11 protein-coding genes are annotated in these 15,975 nt (G+C 76.4%); all 11 read right to left on the bottom strand.

What is annotated here, in order from left to right:
• Positions 1-328: 328 nt before the first annotated feature.
• The 11 genes from ACF053_RS04830 to ACF053_RS04780 all read right to left on the bottom strand — a co-directional run bounded on the left by ACF053_RS04830 (position 329) and on the right by ACF053_RS04780 (position 15,871).
• Complete coding sequence (locus tag ACF053_RS04830; RefSeq protein ID WP_391952489.1) at positions 329-2,404, bottom strand: iron ABC transporter permease; 2,076 nt, start codon at positions 2,402-2,404, stop codon at positions 329-331.
• Complete coding sequence (locus ACF053_RS04825; protein WP_391952488.1) at positions 2,401-3,408, bottom strand: ABC transporter substrate-binding protein; 1,008 nt, start codon at positions 3,406-3,408, stop codon at positions 2,401-2,403. Before ACF053_RS04825 ends, ACF053_RS04830 begins: the two co-directional genes overlap by 4 nt.
• A 53-nt stretch (positions 3,409-3,461) precedes the next feature.
• The gene (locus ACF053_RS04820; RefSeq protein WP_391952487.1) at positions 3,462-4,271 is read right to left on the bottom strand and encodes an ABC transporter ATP-binding protein; all 810 of its coding nucleotides are present in this window, start codon (positions 4,269-4,271) and stop codon (positions 3,462-3,464) included.
• Complete coding sequence (locus tag ACF053_RS04815) at positions 4,268-6,070, bottom strand: IucA/IucC family protein (RefSeq protein WP_391952486.1); 1,803 nt, start codon at positions 6,068-6,070, stop codon at positions 4,268-4,270. The genes ACF053_RS04820 and ACF053_RS04815 overlap by 4 nt, the downstream gene beginning before the upstream one ends.
• Before the next feature lie 71 nt (positions 6,071-6,141).
• On the bottom strand, positions 6,142-7,701 hold the full coding sequence (locus ACF053_RS04810; RefSeq protein ID WP_391952485.1) for a pyridoxal phosphate-dependent decarboxylase family protein: 1,560 nt from the start codon (positions 7,699-7,701) through the stop codon (positions 6,142-6,144).
• Positions 7,702-7,752: 51 nt separating this feature from the next.
• Positions 7,753-9,366: an MFS transporter gene (locus tag ACF053_RS04805; RefSeq protein WP_391952484.1), complete on the bottom strand. Its 1,614-nt coding sequence runs from the start codon at positions 9,364-9,366 to the stop codon at positions 7,753-7,755.
• On the bottom strand, positions 9,363-9,914 hold the full coding sequence (locus ACF053_RS04800) for a GNAT family N-acetyltransferase (protein WP_058940260.1): 552 nt from the start codon (positions 9,912-9,914) through the stop codon (positions 9,363-9,365). The genes ACF053_RS04805 and ACF053_RS04800 overlap by 4 nt, the downstream gene beginning before the upstream one ends.
• Complete coding sequence (locus tag ACF053_RS04795; protein ID WP_391952483.1) at positions 9,911-11,632, bottom strand: IucA/IucC family protein; 1,722 nt, start codon at positions 11,630-11,632, stop codon at positions 9,911-9,913. The genes ACF053_RS04800 and ACF053_RS04795 overlap by 4 nt, the downstream gene beginning before the upstream one ends.
• The gene (locus ACF053_RS04790) at positions 11,629-13,008 is read right to left on the bottom strand and encodes a lysine N(6)-hydroxylase/L-ornithine N(5)-oxygenase family protein (RefSeq protein ID WP_391952482.1); all 1,380 of its coding nucleotides are present in this window, start codon (positions 13,006-13,008) and stop codon (positions 11,629-11,631) included. Before ACF053_RS04790 ends, ACF053_RS04795 begins: the two co-directional genes overlap by 4 nt.
• A complete protein-coding gene (locus ACF053_RS04785; RefSeq protein WP_391952645.1) occupies positions 13,005-14,468 on the bottom strand; it encodes a pyridoxal phosphate-dependent decarboxylase family protein in 1,464 nt (487 codons plus the stop codon). Before ACF053_RS04785 ends, ACF053_RS04790 begins: the two co-directional genes overlap by 4 nt.
• A 62-nt stretch (positions 14,469-14,530) precedes the next feature.
• Positions 14,531-15,871 (bottom strand): diaminobutyrate--2-oxoglutarate transaminase family protein, encoded by a 1,341-nt coding sequence (locus ACF053_RS04780; protein ID WP_391952481.1) that lies wholly within the window; start codon positions 15,869-15,871, stop codon positions 14,531-14,533.
• Positions 15,872-15,975: the final 104 nt, after the last annotated feature.

Raw genomic sequence — 15,975 nt, 5'->3', positions numbered from 1 at the left:
GGCTGCCGAAGGCCGTCGAGACCCTGGGACCGCTGGGACCCCCGGGGCGCTTGAGACCGCCGGGTCCGGCGGGGCTGCCGGGCCCGCGGGATGCTTGAGACGGCCGAAACCTCCGGGGCTCCCGGGGCGCTTGAGACCGTCGGGGCCCCGGAACCGCCGCGACGACTGCGAGCGCCGAAACCGCACCCGGTCCCGCCCGAACCGTCCGAACCCCCGGACGCACCAGCGACATCCGGGCCCCCGAGCCGCCCGCCCCGGGAACCGGCCCCCGGCCCGAGCCGCCCGCCGCCCGGGACCGGCCCGGTCGGCCGGTCCCGGGCGGCGGGCGTCACCCCGCGCGCCGGCCGCGCCGCAGCTGCCACACGAAGTACGGCGTGCCGATGAGCGCCGCCAGCAGCCCCGAGGGGATCTCCGCCGGGGCGATCGCCGTCCGGCCCACCGTGTCGGCGGCGATCATCAACGCCGCGCCCAGCAGCGCCGCCGTGGGCAGCAGCCGGTGCGCCCGCGAACCGACCAGCATCCGCGCCGCGTGCGGCGCGACCAGGCCGACGAACGCCACCGTCCCCACCACCGCCACCGCGCACGCCGCCAGCGCCACCGCGAGGGCCAGCACGGACAGCCGGGTGCGCTCCAGCGGCAGGCCCAGCGTGCGGGGCGTGTCCTCGCCCAGCGCCAGCAGGTCCAGCCGGCGGAAGGCCAGCACCACCAGCGGCACGCCCACCACCACTGCCACCACCAGCACCGACAGGTCCGTCGTGTCCCGCGCGTACGTCGACCCCGACAGCCACGTCAGTGCCTGCGCCACCTGGAAACGCGCCCCCACCACCAGGTAGTTGGTGGCCGCCGTCGTCAGTGCGAACGTGCCGATGCCCACCAGCACCAACCGCTCCGGCGCCACCGAACCCTTCCGCAGCGACAGCCCGTACGTCAGCGCGAAGGCCGCCGTACCGCCCAGGAGCGCCGCGACGGGCAGCGCCGCGTACGGCACCGACGGCAGCGCCACCAGCACCAGCGCCGCACCGAATCCGGCGCCACCGCTGACGCCCATCACGGTCAGGTCTGCCAGCGGATTGCGCGACACCGTCTGCACGATGCCGCCCGCCACCGCCAGCAGCGCCCCGGCGAGCGCCGCCACCAGCAGGCGCGGCAGCCGGTACTCCAGCACCACCCCGCCCAGCAGTTCGTCCCCGCCGCCCGCCAGCAGCCGGGGCAGCTCGGCGAGCGGGACGGAGATGTCACCGAGGACCAGCCCGCCGGCCAGCAGCGCGCACACCGCCGCCATCCCGCCGACCAGCAGCGCCGGGTACGGCAGCCGCCGCCCGCGCCGCCCCGGCATCACGGTGCCGGGCGCCGCCGGCTCCGCCGGCAGGCGGCGGGCCAGCCACAGGAACAGCGGCGCGCCGAACAGCGCCGTCACCACGCCGGCCGGGACCTCGTTGCCGGTGGGCGACGTCACCCGCGCCAGCAGGTCCGCCCCGAGCAGCAGCGTCGCGCCCCACACGGCGGACGCCGGCAGCAGCGCCGCGTGCCGCCGCACCCCGGCGAACCGCACGAGGTGCGGCGCGGCCAGGCCGACGAAGCCGATCGGGCCCGTCACCGCGACCGCGCACGCCGTGAGCAGCACCGACAGCAGCACCGCCGTCAGCCGTACCCGTCCCACGTGCACGCCGAGGCCCCGCGCCGTCTCGTCGCCCGTCCCGAGGATGTCCAGCGTCCTCGCCAGCAGCAACCCGCCCGCCAGCCCCGCCGCGAGCAGCGGCAGCACCGTCACCGACCGGCCGCTGTCGGCGACCGCGAGGGAGCCGTGGCCCCAGAAGAACACCGCCCCGGTCTCCTCCTGGAACAACACCACCAGCACCGCCGTGACGCTCGACAGGGCGAGCGTCACGGACACCCCGGCCAGCACCAGGTGCGCCGGACGGCCCCGCGACCCGCCGGCCACGGTGTGCACGAGCGCGGCGGCCAGCAGACCGCCCACGAACGCCACCCCGCCGCGCGGCAGGTCGCCCAGCGAGAAGCCGGTGATCGCGCTGACCGCCACCGCCAGGTACGCGCCGGCCGTCACGCCCAGCGTGTCCGGTGACGCCAGCGGATTGCGCACCGACGACTGCAGCAGGCACCCCGCCACCGCCAGCGACGCCCCGGCCACCAGCCCGGCCAGCGTGCGCGGCAGCCGCCCGCCGAGCAGCACCGACCGCGCGTCGGCGTCGCCGCCGCCCAGCAGCACCCGCAGCAGGTCCCCCAGCCCCACGCCGCTGCGGCCGTACCCGAGGTGGGCCACCGTCACCAGCAGCAGCGCGAGCACCCCGCCCAGCACGATCGCGGCCGGGCCGGCCGGGAGGCGGTGCGCCCTCCCGGCCGGCCCCGGCACGGTCGTCGCCGGACGCGTCGCGAGTCCGGTCATGAAGTGAGCGCGCCCGCGATCTCGTCGGCCACCTGCCCGGTGGAGAACGGCCCGCCGAAGAACCACGTGCCCGGGTCGAGGGCGTGGACCCGCTTGCCCTCGGCGAAGTCCAGGCTCTGCCACAGCGCGTTCTTCGGCAGGGAGCCGGTGAAGACGTCGTCGTCCTTCGCGGCGACGTACACCAGGCTGGACTTCTCGACCGGCTTCAGGCCCTCGATGTCGACCTTGCTCATGCCGTACGCGTCGGCCTTGCCCGACCAGGCGTTCTTCAGACCGAGCCGCGGCAGCAGGCCGCCCGGGATGGTGGAGTCGGTGAGGACCTCCACCACGGCGGCGCCGTCCGTGGTGTAGCCGCGCGCGACGGTCACCGCGGAGCCGCCCTTGCCGGCGTCGGCGAGCTTGCGCTTGGCGGCGTCGACCTTGGCGTCGAGGTCCTTGAGGGCCTGGTCCGCAGCGTCCGCCTTGCCGACCGCCGTGCCGATCTTCTTCAGCGTGGCCCGCATCTCCTCGTACTCGCTGTCCGTCGCGTACGGGTCGAACATGAGCGTCGGCGCGATCTTGTTGAGCTGCTCGTAGTTGGCCTCGGAGCGCACCTTGGACGTGATGATCAGGTCCGGCTTCAGCACCTTGATCGTCTCCAGGCTGGGCGCCTGCCGGGTACCGACGTCCTTGACGTCCTTGCCGAAGCGCGGGCCGCCGGTGACCCACTGGTCGTAGCCCTTCACGTCGGCCACCCCGGCCGGGGACACCCCGAGGGCCAGCAGGTCCTCGGCGTACGTCCACTCCAGTGCGACGACCTTCGCCGCCGGCTTGTCGAGTGTGGTGGAGCCCTTGAGGTGGGTGACGGTGACGGCGCCGCCGTCCTTCCCGCCGCTGCCCTTCGTCGGGGACCCGCCGCCCGCCTCCTCGGCGGCGGAGCCGCAGCCGACGGCGGTGACGGCGAGCGCCGCGGCGGCGAGGAGGGCGGTCAGGGTGGTCCGTGCGGCCCGTGGTGGTGTGCGCATGAGCGAGGTTCCTTTGCTCGTTCGGGTGGTGCGGTTCCGTGGTGCGGTGTGCTTCAGGTGGCGGCCGCCGCCGACGGCTCGCGCCAGGTCGGCAGGCAGGTCGGCACACCCGTGTGGGGGTCGTGGGTGACGGTCGTGTCGATGCCGAAGGCCGTGCGGACGGTCTCCTCCGTCAGCGCCTCGGCGGGCGTGCCGGAGGCCACGATCCGGCCCCCGGCGAGCACGACCATCGCGTCGGAGAACGCGGCGGCCTGGTTCAGGTCGTGCAGCACCACCGCCACGGTGATGCCGTGCTCGTCCGCCAGCCGCCGCACGAGCCGCAGCACCTCGATCTGGTACCGGATGTCGAGGTACGTCGTCGGCTCGTCGAGCAGCAGCAGACCGGTCCGCTGGGCCAGCGCCATGGCGATCCACGCCCGCTGCCGCTCGCCGCCGGACAGCCGGTCCAGGGTCCGCTCGGCGAACGGGCGCAGGTTCGTCGCGTCCAGAGCCCAGGCGACGGCCTCGCGGTCCTCCCGGCCGGCGCCGCGCGCCAGCAGCCCCTGGTGGGGGTGGCGCCCGTAGGAGACCAGCTCCTCGACCGTCACCCCGGCCGGGACGATCGGCGACTGCGTCAGGAAGCTCAGCTTGCGCGCCAGCTCCCGCGGCCGGTACGCGGCGAGGTCCCGCCCGTCCAGGACGATCCGCCCCCCGTCCGGGGTGTGCAGCCGGGCCAGCGCCCGCAGCAGGGTGGACTTGCCGGAGCCGTTGGGTCCGACGAGCGCGGTGACCTCGCCGGGGGCGAGGGCGACGGCGATGCTCCGCGCGACGGGCTCGCCCCCGTGGCCGAGGGTGAGCTCCGACGCGCTGATCTCGATGCTCATGACAGCGGGTTGGGGACGGTGCCGTTCGGGCGCAGCGCGTGGCGCAGCGCCCGGTCGACGTAGCGGGTGACGACGAGCCGGTCGGTGTTGAACGGGTAGCGGGGGAACTCCTCCGCGAGCATGTCGTACGCGGCGAACCGCTCCGCCTTCTCCGGGAACCGCTTCTGGTACGACACGACCGCCTGCCGCACCAGCCGCCAGAACCGCTCCTCCGCCACGCCCAGCTGCTCGGCGACGAGCGGCGCCAGGTACCGGAAGTGGCCCAGCAGCAGCTGGTCCACCACGTGCTGGCGGATGACGACCGGGTCCTTGCGCGGCAGGACGTGGTCGTAGCCGTCCGGCTCGGGTCCGCGCTCGGGCACCGGGGCGTGCGAGACGGACACGTCGTCGACGAAGTCCTTCAGGAACAACCGGCGCGGCACGTCGTTCCCGTCGTACCCGATCAGGGTGTTCTGACCGTGCGGGTTGAAGGTGATGCCGTACGTGTACATCACGTGCAGCACCGGGTGCATCACCGTCTCGAACAGCCGCGACAGCCACTCCTCGGCCGGCAGCCCGGAGGCGCGGGCCAGCTCCGCCGCGAACGACGTGCCGTGCTCGTCGACGTACAGCAGCGACGCGAACGTCCGCACCCGCTCGCCCTCGTCCTGCCGCGACGACACCGACTCGCGCCAGATGCAGCCGAGCGTCTCCAGGTGCTGGTACGGCACGTCCGCCACCCGGTCCAGGTAGGGGTGACGGACGGTCACCGACGCCACCTCGCCGAGGAAGACCGTCCGCAGCTCGTCGCGCAGCAGCGGGTCCTTGCCGAGCAGGCCCGTGAGCCACTGCGTGGTGAGCGGCGCGCCCTGGGTGCAGTGCGGCGGGATGCCGCGCCAGATCAGCGTGTTGACGATCTTCAGGGGGAGCTTGACGTCCCAGCGGCCGCGCTCCGACACGTTCGTCATCGTCCGCACCGACTGCTGCGGCAGGTACACGTCGGCGCTCTCGCCGAGCGGGACGATCCGCCGCTGCGCGATCTCGCCCGCGAACAGCACCTGCACGGCGTGGTCCCACTGCCAGGGGTGGACGGGCATCCACACGTACGCGTCCGGGTCGCCGCCCGCGGCCTCGATCCGCGCGCGGAACGCGGCGGCGGTCTCCTCGTCCAGCTCGTGCCCGACGACCGCCCGCTCGCTCAGTTCCGGCGTGCCGCGGAACTCCGCCAGGCCCCGGTGCACGGCGATCCACCGCAGCGCCACCGTCCGCCCCGACTCCGGCGCGTACGCCCGCACGTCCGTCGCGGAGAAGCCGATGCGGCCCTTGTTGGCCACGAGCGTCGGGTGGCCCGTCATGGCGGACTCCAGCTCGGCGTGGTCCAGCGCGCGCAGCTCGGCCGCCGTCCGCCCGCCGTGCTCGATGCGCGCGGCGTCCACGGCGAGGGTCGCCGACACCTCGGTGAGGTACATGGCCAGGGTCGGCGGGTCGGTCCCGATCGTCCCCGCGCAGTCGACCAGGAACTGCTGCGCGTCCCAGGCGGGCGTGGCGATCTCGTTGCCGAGCAGCCCGGCGGCGCCGCGCGTGACGGAGGAACCGTCCACGCGCCAGGAGCCCAGGGCGCCCCGGGCGGCGGAGAAGACGTACGAGACCCCGCTGTCCAGGTCGACGCGGAAGCGGCCCTCCGTCTCCAGCTCCAGGGGCTTGACCAGCTCCTCGAACGCGAACTCGGAGAGCGTCTTGGCGAGGAGTCTGCGGTTCGCCTCCCGCCACGCGTCCGGCGACACGTCGGCGAGGTCGGGGACGGGGTGGCCGTCAGTCATACGGGCTGTGCCTTTCTCGTGAGGACGCCGGTTCTTCTTCCGGCCCTTGTGCTGCTCCGTTCCGCGGCGCTTCATGCGGCGGTCCCTTCCTCCTCGACGGCCCGCCCGGCCCGGACGACCGCGTCGAGCAGGTCGTCCACGTCGGTCGTGCGGGCCTGCGGGTTGAGCAGCGTCAGCTTCAGGTGGACGGTGCGGCGGCCGTCGTCCTGCGCCACGTCCGTCCGGCCGACCAGCGCGTGCCCCGTGCGCAGCAGACGGCGGCGCAGGGCGCCGTTGACGGCGTCCGACGCGGCCGGGTCGCGGGTGGCGTACCGGAAGACGACCGTGGAGAGCGTCGCCCCGGCGGTCAGCACGAGCGCGGGGTGCGCCGCCACCGCCCGCTCGGCGTGCCGGGCCAGGTCGTGGCAGGCGTCGAGCATCCCGCCGACGCCGTCGGTGCCCAGCGCCAGGAACGTCGCCGCGACCTTCAGCGCGTCCGCGCGGCGGGTCGTCTGGAGCGACAGGCCGAGCAGCCCGTCGTACCCGGCCTCGCCGTCGTCGTCCGGATTGAGGTAGGCCACCCGCAGCCCCGTCGACGGCGCGAAGTCGGCCGCGTCGCGGGCGAGCAGGACACTGGCCGCGGCCGGCTGCCAGGCCGTCTTGTGCAGGTCGAGGGTGACCGTGTCGGCCTCCTCGATCCCGGCGAGCAGCGGCCGCAGCCGGTCGGAGAAGAGGGCGCCGCAGCCGTACGCCGCGTCGACGTGCAGCCGTACGCCGTGCTCCCGGGCCACCGCGGCGACCTCGTGGAGCGGGTCCACGGAACCGTAGTCGGTGGTCCCCGCCGTGGCGACGACCGCGACCGGCAGTCGCGTCCCGGGGTCCACACCGCGCAGCGCCGCGTCCAGCGCCTCGGGGCGCATCCGGTGCCGCCGGTCGACGGGCACGGTCCGCACGGCCTCCTCGCCCAGCCCGAGCACCGCGCAGGCCCGGGCGACGGAGAAGTGGGCCAGCTCGGAGCAGAGGACGAGCGGCGCGAGGCCGAACCCGGTCAGTCCGCCGCTGCGCACGTCGCGGACCTTCGCTGCGGCGGCGTCGCGGGCGATGAGCAGGGCCTGGAGGTTCGAGGCGCTGCCGCCGGGCGTGAGCACGCCGCCCGACTCGGGCCCGTACCCGGCGAGTCGGCACAGCCCCTTCACCAGCCGCCGTTCGATCTCGACGGCGTACGGGCCCGAGTCCCAGGTGTCGACGGACGCGTTGAAGATCCCGGCGAGGACGTCGGCGGCGGCGGCGACGGCCAGCGACGGCGGCTGGAGGTGGGCGGCGGCGCGCGGGTCGGCGAGGTCCACGGTGGTCTCCGCGCAGGCCCGGGCGAGGGCCAGCACGGCGTCGCGGCCCGCGCCGGCGCGCGGCACGACACCGTCGGGGAACTGCTCGTCGACCAGCCGGGTCAGCTCCTCCGGGCTCAGCGCGGGCAGCGGTCCGCCGCGGCGGCGCAGCCCGGCGGCGGCCTCCCGGGCGATGTCGCGCACGAGGCGGCCCAGCTCGGCGAGTCCGGCGGGGGAGGCCGCGAGCAGGTCGGGTTCGAGCAGCGGCGAGGGCCCGGACGCGGGCCCGGGTATCGGGTCGGACAGGGCACTACCGGGCATCGTCATGGCAGGTCATTCCTGTAGTCCCGGACGGGGGGCGGGCAGGGGCGTGAAGGGTCAGGGGCGTACGGCGGGCACCGACCCGGGCGGGGCGGCCGAGCCGGTCCCCGGGACGGCGCCCGGCGGGACGCCCGGCGCGGCGGCCGGAGCCTGGACCGTGGGGGGTGGCTGGGACATGGGGGTCGTGGGGGCCGGCGGCAGGGGCGCGGCGGCCAGGGGGAGGACGGGCCGCCCCGCGGGCGGGGGCGTGGCGGCCGGCGGGCCGCCCTCCGGCCGGGCCCACGCGGCGGCACCGGTCGCCGCACCGGCTGCCGCACCGGTGGCGGGGCCGGGGGCGGGGGCCGTAGGGCCGGGGGCCCGCCGCTGCTGCGGCAGCACGGCGGGCGCCGTCTCGGCGGCCGGGACGGGCGGCGCCGGCGGGGCCGTGCCCACCCGTTCCGCCCCGGGCGGCGCCTGCCCACCGGCGGCGGACGGCACCGCCGCCGGCGGCGTCACCCTGGCCGGCGGCGTCACTGCGGACGCGACGGCGGCGGGCGACACCGCCGCGGCCGCGGCGGCGGACCGGCCACGGCCCGGGGCCGCGACGGCGAGGACGCACAGCAGCGCGCCGCAGACCGGCAGCGGGGCCCACAGCGCCGCGGTCGCCGCCGCGGTGGCGACCATGGGCGCGAGCAGCAGACCGGCCGTCTGACCCATGGCGACGACGCTGTACGCCGCCCCCGACCCGCTCGCCCGTATCACCCGCTCGTCCAGGGCGACCTGCCCCAGCGCCAGCCCGGCGCCGAACACCAGCCGCGCCGCCGCCAGCCACCCGGGGTCGGTGACCGCCGCCTGCGCGGCCAGGCCCGCCGCGGCGACGAGCATCCCGTACCGCAGCAGCGGCCGCCCGCCCAGCCGGGCCCGCAGCCGGCCGGCCACGGGCAGCAGCGCCAGCACCGCCAGGTGCGGCAGCACGAACAGCAGCGTCGCCGTGCCCGCTGACGCGCCGGCGTCCGTCACGTACTCGGTGAAGTACGGCCGCGCCGCGTACACCGCGACCGCCGTCAGCAGCACGTACCCGGCCAGCCGCCACACGTCGCCCCCGGCGGGCGCCGCGGGCCCGGCGGCGCCCGCCGGGCCGGCCACCGGCCGCAGCAGCCGCACGCACGCCACCAGCAGCACCGCCTCCACCACCGCCAGCAGCGGCAGCGCGGTGCGCGGGTCGGGCACGGACACGACCAGGCCGCCCAGCAGCGTCGCGGCGACCGAGGCCGCGTGCAGCACGGCCACGTACTGGACCACCCCGGGCAGCACCCCGCGCGGGTGGCTCCGCGCGAGCCCCGGGTAGGCCAGCAGGACGACCGCCTTCGCGGCCACGAGCAGCACGGACACCCCGGTGAACACCGCGTACGACGGAGCCAGCACCAGTGCCGCCGTCAGCAGCACCGCGGCGGTCTGGCCCGCCGTCACCAGCCGGGCCAGCGGCACCCGCCGGCACGCCCGCCCCCACAGGGGCAGCGCCACGACCGCCGACACCTGGCACGCCACGAGGAACAGCCCCGTCGCCGCCAGCGCCTCCACCCCGTACGCGGCGCGGAACAGCGCCGGGTAGAACGGGGCCAGCGCCGACTGGGTCACCATGTGCAGCCCGGCCGCCGCCAGCAGCACCGGGCGTCCGTGCCCCCCCGTCATGCCGTGCGCTCGCGGACCATGAACGCCGCCCGCTTGCCCGGCAGGTCGATCTGCCGCGCCATGCGGAACCCGGCCCGCTCGAAGGCGCGCAGCGAGCGCGCGTTGCGGATGTCCGGCTCGGCGACGACCCGCTCCGCGTACGGGTCGGTGCGCAGCTGCCAGTCCGACACGGCCCGCAGCAGCACCGCTCCGAGCCCCCGGCCCCGGTAGGCGGACGGGCCGAGCAGCAGGTGCACGCCCGCGTCGCGCGGCCGGGAGGCGTAGTGGTGGCGCAGCGGGTCCAGGTCGGCCCGGTACAGCTCCCAGTAGCTCATCGGCGTGCCGTCCACGCACCCGACGTACGGCGTGGAGTGGGAACTGGCCACCTGCTCGCGCAGGTAGGCGGCGACGCGCTCCACCGGCTGCGCCATCTCCCAGAACTCGGCGACCTCCGGGTCGTTCATCCACCCGTGCACCAGCTCGGCGTCGGCGGCCGGGTCGACCGCCCGCAGCGCGAACACGCCCTGCTCCAGCACCGTCTCGGCGATGACGAGCCGCTCGCGCGTCACTTGCGCACCTCCACCACGGGGTTGGGGATGTCCACGTACACCGACTGCGCCTCCAGCGGGCCCGTCAGCTCGTCCATGCCGCGCACCCGCGTCAGCAGGTTCGCCTTGCAGCGCAGCGTCGGCTCCTCCCGCAGCAGCGAGGCGAGGCGCAGCCGGTCGCCGTGCGCGGCGGCGGCGTCCGCGAGGAACCGGTCGGCGTGCCGCAGCAGCCGTGCCTCGTCCGCGAGCCACTGGGAGCCGAGCGCGCCGGCCAGGCCGAGCAGGTTGTTGATGCCGACGTAGTAGGCGAGCCGCTCGTCGATGACGTCGTCCGCGACGTACGTGCCGAGGTCACGGCCGACACCGGGCACCCAGCCGTACAGGGCGTCGCTGCGGCCGGGGGAGAAGTAGTAGCCCTGGTTGTCGCGGTAGCGGCCGCCGGCCGGCCAGCCGTCGCCGTCCACCGTGACGAGGGTGTTCTGCTGGTGCGCCTCAAGACCGAGACCGTACGTCGCGTACAGCCACAGCACGGGCCCGACGACGCGCTCGGCGTACCGGGCGAACCACTCCTCGCCGACGTCGCCGACCGGCCGGCCGGTGCGCGTGGCGATGGCGTGCACGAGCGACGCCAGCCGGGAGCGGCCGTCGGGCAGGTCGGGGCGGGGCGCGACGAGGCCGGCGACGCACTCGGCCTGGGTCGCCGCGTCCGCCGGGAACGGGTTGGCGCGCACGACCACGTCGAGGCCGGTGTCGCCGCCGTCGGCGGTGGCGTCGACCGCGAGCCACGCCGGGTCGCGGACGATCGCGAACCCGGGGTGCGCGGCGTGCAGCGCCCGGCCGAGGCCGGCGGTGAGGAGCCGGTCGACGGCGAGGCCCCGGTGCAGCTCGGAGCGCATGTTCTCGCGCCGCGAGTTGGTGATCCGCAGGCCCAGCGAGAACTTCAGCATCACGGGCGCGTCGGCCCGGTACAGCGTCCGCACCGACGAGGTCGCCGACCAGGCGGGACCGGACGGGCCGAGGTCGTGCAGCAGCCCGGCGTCCAGCAGGGCCCGGACGGCGGGCCGGTGGACGACGTCCTGCGCCTGCCACGGGTGGGCGGGGACCAGGACCGTGCCCGACGGGCGGGTGGGCGTGTCGCCCGCGAAGCCGGCGAGGAGTTCCTCGGCGCTCCGGTCGAGCGACGAGTCGGCGCGCACGACCGACGGGTCGGCGGCGAACCAGTGGAGCGGGAAGGCACCGCGGACCTCGGGCGAGTAGCGGGCGGCCTCGGTGTCGGTGAGCCCCTCGCGGCTCTTCGGCGTCGGGTGCAGCGGGTGCCCGGTGAGGAGGGCCTGTTCGGCGGCGAGGAACGCGGTGGTGCCGGCCGGGTCGTCGGGCGCTTCCCGGCGGGCCCGGACGAACGCGGCGACGCGGCGCACCGAGTCGCTGACCCGACCGGTCAGGTCCGCCACGGAGGCCGGGTCGCCGTCGGCCGCCTCGACGCCGAGGAGCGCGGCGAGCGCGGTGGCCGGGGCGGGTGCCCCGGACGGGAGGCGGGGGGACCCGAAGCGGTGCCAGCCGACCGGCGACCAGTACAGGACGGGCACCTCGACGGCCGTGCCCGACGCGGGCAGCTCCAGGCGGAGCACGTCGCCGTCGGGCCGCTCCACTCCGGTCTCCCGCACCCAGCAGCGCAGCAGGTTGTCGACGGCGGCCCGGTCGGCCTCCGTGACGGGGTCCAGGGGCTGGATCTCGCTCATGCGCACTCTTTCTGGTCGTCGGCGGATCGGGGCCGGGTGAGGCCGAAGGTGGTGAACGCGGTCCGCTCCGGCAGCGGGTAGGCGGGCCGCCCGGTCAGGGCGTTGAGGATCACCGCGGAGCGCCAGGCGGCCAGCCCCAGGTCGGGAGTGCCGACGCCGTGCGTGTGCCGCTCGGCGTTCTGCACGAAGACCGCCCCGCCGACCTTGTCGTCGAGGGCCAGCCGCTGGTCGCGGCCGACGAGGGGCCGGCCGGCGCCGTCGCGGGAGATGTGCGGGCCGAGCGCTTCCAGCAGCCCGTCGACGGGCCGCTCGGCATAGCCGGTGGCGAGGACGACGGCGTCGGTGGCCAGCTCGCCCCGGGACCCCTCCTCGGTGTGCTCCAGGGACAGCTCCACCCGGCCGCAGCGCTGTTCGGCGGCCGTGACGGCGACGCCCGGCGTGAGGGTGACGTCGGGCCAACCGCCGGTGAGCGCGCGCCGGTACAGCTCGTCGTGGATGTCGCCGAGGGTGTCCGTGCTGACGCCCTTGTACAGCTGCCACTGCGCCGGCAGCAGCCGGTCCCGGGCGGTCTCGGGCAGGTCGTGGAAGTAGCGCGTGTAGTCGGGCGTGAAGTGCTCAAGGCCCAGTTTGCTGTACTCCATCGGCGCGAAGGCCGGGGTGCGGGCGAGCCACGTCAGTCCCTCCCGCCCGTGGGGGCGGGCCCGCAGCAGGTCGAGCAGCACCTCGGCCCCGGACTGGCCGGCGCCGACGACGGTGACGTGCCCGGCGGTCAGCAGCCGGTCCCGGTGGGCGAGGTAGTCGGCGGAGTGCAGCACGGGCGCGTCCGGGTCGCCGGCCAGGGCGCGCAGCGGAGCGGGCACGTGCGGGGCGGTGCCGACGCCGAGCGCGAGGTGCCGGGCGAGGACCGTGCCGGTGCCGAGGACGGCGCCGTGCCCGTCGATCCGGGTGTACTGCGCCGCGTACGCCCGGCGGTCCTCGTCCCAGGTGACGGAGTCGACGCGGTGGCCGAAGCGGCAGGAGGGCAGTTCCTCGCTGACCCAGCGGCAGTAGGCGTCGTACTCGGCGCGCGGTATGTGGAAGCGCTCGGCGAAGTAGAACGGGAACAGCCGCTCCTGGGTGCGGATGTAGTTGAGGAACGACCACCGGCTCGTCGGGTCGACGAGGCTCACCAGGTCGGCGAGGAACGGCACCTGCAGCGTCGCCCCCTCGATCAGCAGGCCCGGGTGCCACCGGAACGCGGGCCGCTGGTCGAGGAAGACGGCGTCGAGCCCGGGCACCCCGTCGGCCAGCGCGGCCAGCGACAGGTTGAACGGGCCGACGCCCACGCCGAGCAGGTCGACGGTCCTCGGCTCCTCGGCGGCTTGCTCGGTCGTCATCGCGGTCCTTCCGGTTCCTGTGGGTGCGTGGTGCTGGTGCGGGCGGCGGTGTCGGCGACCAGGTCGAGCAACCCCGCCAGGTCCTCGCCCGCGGCCCGCGGGTGGAGCAGGGTGGCCTTCAGCCACAGCCGCCGCGTGCCGTCCGCGTCCTCGGCGACGGCGCGCCCCACGACGGCGCGGCCCTCGGTGAGGAGCCGGCGGCGCACCTCGGCGACCAGCGCGTCGCCGTCCGCCGGCGCGGCGGCGTCCGCGGCGGTGGGGCGGAACAGCACGGTGCTGATGCCGATGTCGCCGGGTCGGCGGCGCAGCCGCGGGTGGGCGTCGACGAGCGCCGCGAGGGCGTGGGCGGCGTGGACACAGTGCTCGACGAGCGCGCCGAGCCCGTCCCTGCCCAGGGCGCGCAGGGTGACGGCGACCTTCAGCACGTCGGGGCGGCGGGTGGTGCGGATGGAGCGGCCCAGCAGGTCGGGCAGTCCGGCCTCGCCGTCGTCATCGGCGTTGAGGTAGTCGGCGCGCAGCGCCAGGGGGGCGAGCGCGGCGCCGTCCGCGACGGCGAGGACCCCTGCCGCGACCGGCTGCCAGCCCAGTTTGTGCAGGTCGAAGGTGACGGAGGTGGCGGCGGTCAGCCCGTCGAGGCGGGGCGCGAGCCGCTCGCTGAACAGCAGCGGCCCGCCGTACGCGGCGTCGACGTGGAGCTCGGCGCCGTGCCGCGCCGCGACGGCCGCGAGGTCGGGGAGGGGGTCCACGAGCCCCTCGTCGGTGGTGCCCGCGGTGGCGACGGCCAGGGCGGGCCCGGTGGTCCGGGCGAGGGCCCGGTCGACGGCGGCCGGGTCGAGCCGCCCGCCGGGGGCGGCCACGGTGACCGGCTCGGGCAGGTCCAGCAGCCAGGCGGCGCGCCGCACGCTGTGGTGGGCGTTGGCGCCGCACACCACCCGCACCGTGGCGGCGCCGGCGGCGCGGGCCCGCTCGCGGGCGAGGAGCAGCGCCACGAGGTTCGACTCGGTGCCGCCGCTGGTGACCAGCGCGTCGGCCGCGGCCCGGCCCGGGTAGACCAGGGCGGCGAGGGCGGCGGTGACGTCCTGCTCCAGCACCGCCGCGGCGGGCGCCTGGTCCCAGGAGTCCATCGAGGGGTTGAGCGCGGCGGCGGCCAGGTCGGCGGCGGCGGCCACCGCCAGGGGCGGGCAGTGCAGGTGGGCCGCGCACCACGGGTGGGCCGGGTCGGCCGCGCCCTCGGCCACCGCCCGCACGACGGTCCGCAGGGCCTCCTCGGCGCCGGTGCCCCGCTCGGGCAGGACGGGCGCGCAGGCGGCGCGTAACCGCTCCGCGACCGCGGCCGGGCCGCCGCCGGGCATCGGCCCGCCCCGCGCGGTGGCGCCGTCGGCGAGCGCGTCGAGCACCACCGAGGTGAGCTTGCCGAGCGCGTACGCCCCGTCGGCGCCGCCCGCGACGGCGAGGTCCACCTCACCGGCCCCGGGTATGCCGGCGGCCCCGTCCGCCGGGGAGACGTCCCTGCCGTCCCCGGTCACCGGACGCTCGCCAGGGCCGCGGCGAGGCGCTCCACGACGGAGTCGGCCTGCTCGTCGGTGAGGACCAGCGGCGGCAGCAGGCGGACGACGGTGTCGTCCCGGCCGCCGAGCTCCAGCAGCAGACCGCGCTCCACGCAGGCCGCGCGGACGGCGTGGGCCAGGGCCGGGTCGCCCGGGGCGACGCCGTGGCGGTCGGGGGCGGCGTCCCGGTCGACGAGCTCCACGCCGATCATGAGCCCCCGCCCGCGCACCTCGCCCAGGACGGGGTGCAGGGCGGCGACGTCACGCAGACCGCGGCGGATCCGCTCGCCCAGTTTCAGGGCGCGTTCCGCCAACTGCTGCTCGGCGACGGTCCGCAGGGCGATCTCGCCGGCGACCATGGCGAGGGTGTTGCCGCGGAAGGTCCCGGTGTGGTGCCCCGGGCGCCAGGTGTCGAGCTCGGGGCGGTACGCGATGAGCGCCAGCGGCAGGCCGCCGCCGACGGCCTTGGAGGTGACGAGCACGTCGGGGGTGACGCCCGCGCGTTCGCACGCCCAGTAGTGCCCGGTGCGGCCGACGCCGGTCTGGATCTCGTCGACGACGAGGACGATGCCGTGCTCGGCGGTGATGCGACGGACCTCCCGCAGCCAGCCGTCCGGGCCCTCGACCACCCCGCCCTCGCCCTGGACGACCTCCAGGATGACGGCGGCCGGTGACCCCACCCCGCTGCTGGGGTCGGTGATCAGGCTCTCCAGCAACCGCGCGGACAGCTCCCCGGACCGTTCGCCGTCGCCGGTGCCGAAGGGGCAGCGCAGCCCGTAGGGGTAGGGCAGACGGGTCACCGGCACGCCGTCCGCGCCGACCATGCCGCTCATGCGGGGCGGTCCCGAGACGGCGGACGCGCCGAGCGTCATGCCGTGGTACGCGCCGGTGAAGGCCACGGTCCCGCGCCGACCCGTGGCGTGCTGGGCCAGTTTCAGCGCCGCCTCGACGGCGTCGGTACCGGCCGGGCTGCAGAAGTGCAGCCGCGCGGTGTCCCGCAGCCCACCGGGCAGCCGGCGGAGCAACTCGCCGCTGAAGGCGTCCTTCTGCGGGGTGATCATGTCCAGTGTGTGCAGCGGAGCGCCGGAGGCCAGGACCGACTGGAGGGCCGCGACGGTCTCGGGGTGGTTGTGCCCGAGCGCGAGGGTGCCCGCGCCGGAGAGGCAGTCCAGGTAGGTGCGTCCGTCGGCCCCGGTGATCACCGCTCCGGCGGCGTGCACGGGGGCGACGGGCAGCGTGCTTGCGTAGGTACGGGCGGAGGACTCGCGTCGCTCCTGGCGCTCGAGGAGCTCGGCGCGCAGCGCACCGTTCGGCATGGCGGATGCCCTTCGGTCGTGTTGCGGGGGTCGCGCACAAGGCGCACACGCGGCAGGCGCGGTGGGGGTGCCCACTGCCGCCTACGGAAAGTTAGGTTAGCCTA

This window comes from Streptomyces kanasensis (assembly GCF_043077165.1).
In the GTDB taxonomy this organism is placed as follows: Bacteria; Actinomycetota; Actinomycetes; order Streptomycetales; family Streptomycetaceae; genus Streptomyces; species Streptomyces changanensis.
This window is presented reverse-complemented; position numbering and strand designations above follow the sequence as displayed.

Excerpts from the sequence above, each read along its gene's own strand:
- ACF053_RS04830 (WP_391952489.1), bottom strand. The coding sequence starts at position 2,404 with ATGACCGGACTCGCGACGCGTCCGGCGACGACCGTGCCGGGGCCGGCC.
- ACF053_RS04825 (WP_391952488.1), bottom strand. The coding sequence starts at position 3,408 with ATGCGCACACCACCACGGGCCGCACGGACCACCCTGACCGCCCTCCTC.
- ACF053_RS04820 (WP_391952487.1), bottom strand. The coding sequence starts at position 4,271 with ATGAGCATCGAGATCAGCGCGTCGGAGCTCACCCTCGGCCACGGGGGC.
- ACF053_RS04815 (WP_391952486.1), bottom strand. The coding sequence starts at position 6,070 with ATGACTGACGGCCACCCCGTCCCCGACCTCGCCGACGTGTCGCCGGAC.
- ACF053_RS04810 (WP_391952485.1), bottom strand. The coding sequence starts at position 7,701 with ATGACGATGCCCGGTAGTGCCCTGTCCGACCCGATACCCGGGCCCGCG.
- ACF053_RS04805 (WP_391952484.1), bottom strand. The coding sequence starts at position 9,366 with ATGACGGGGGGGCACGGACGCCCGGTGCTGCTGGCGGCGGCCGGGCTG.
- ACF053_RS04795 (WP_391952483.1), bottom strand. The coding sequence starts at position 11,632 with ATGAGCGAGATCCAGCCCCTGGACCCCGTCACGGAGGCCGACCGGGCC.
- ACF053_RS04790 (WP_391952482.1), bottom strand. The coding sequence starts at position 13,008 with ATGACGACCGAGCAAGCCGCCGAGGAGCCGAGGACCGTCGACCTGCTC.
- ACF053_RS04780 (WP_391952481.1), bottom strand. The coding sequence starts at position 15,871 with ATGCCGAACGGTGCGCTGCGCGCCGAGCTCCTCGAGCGCCAGGAGCGA.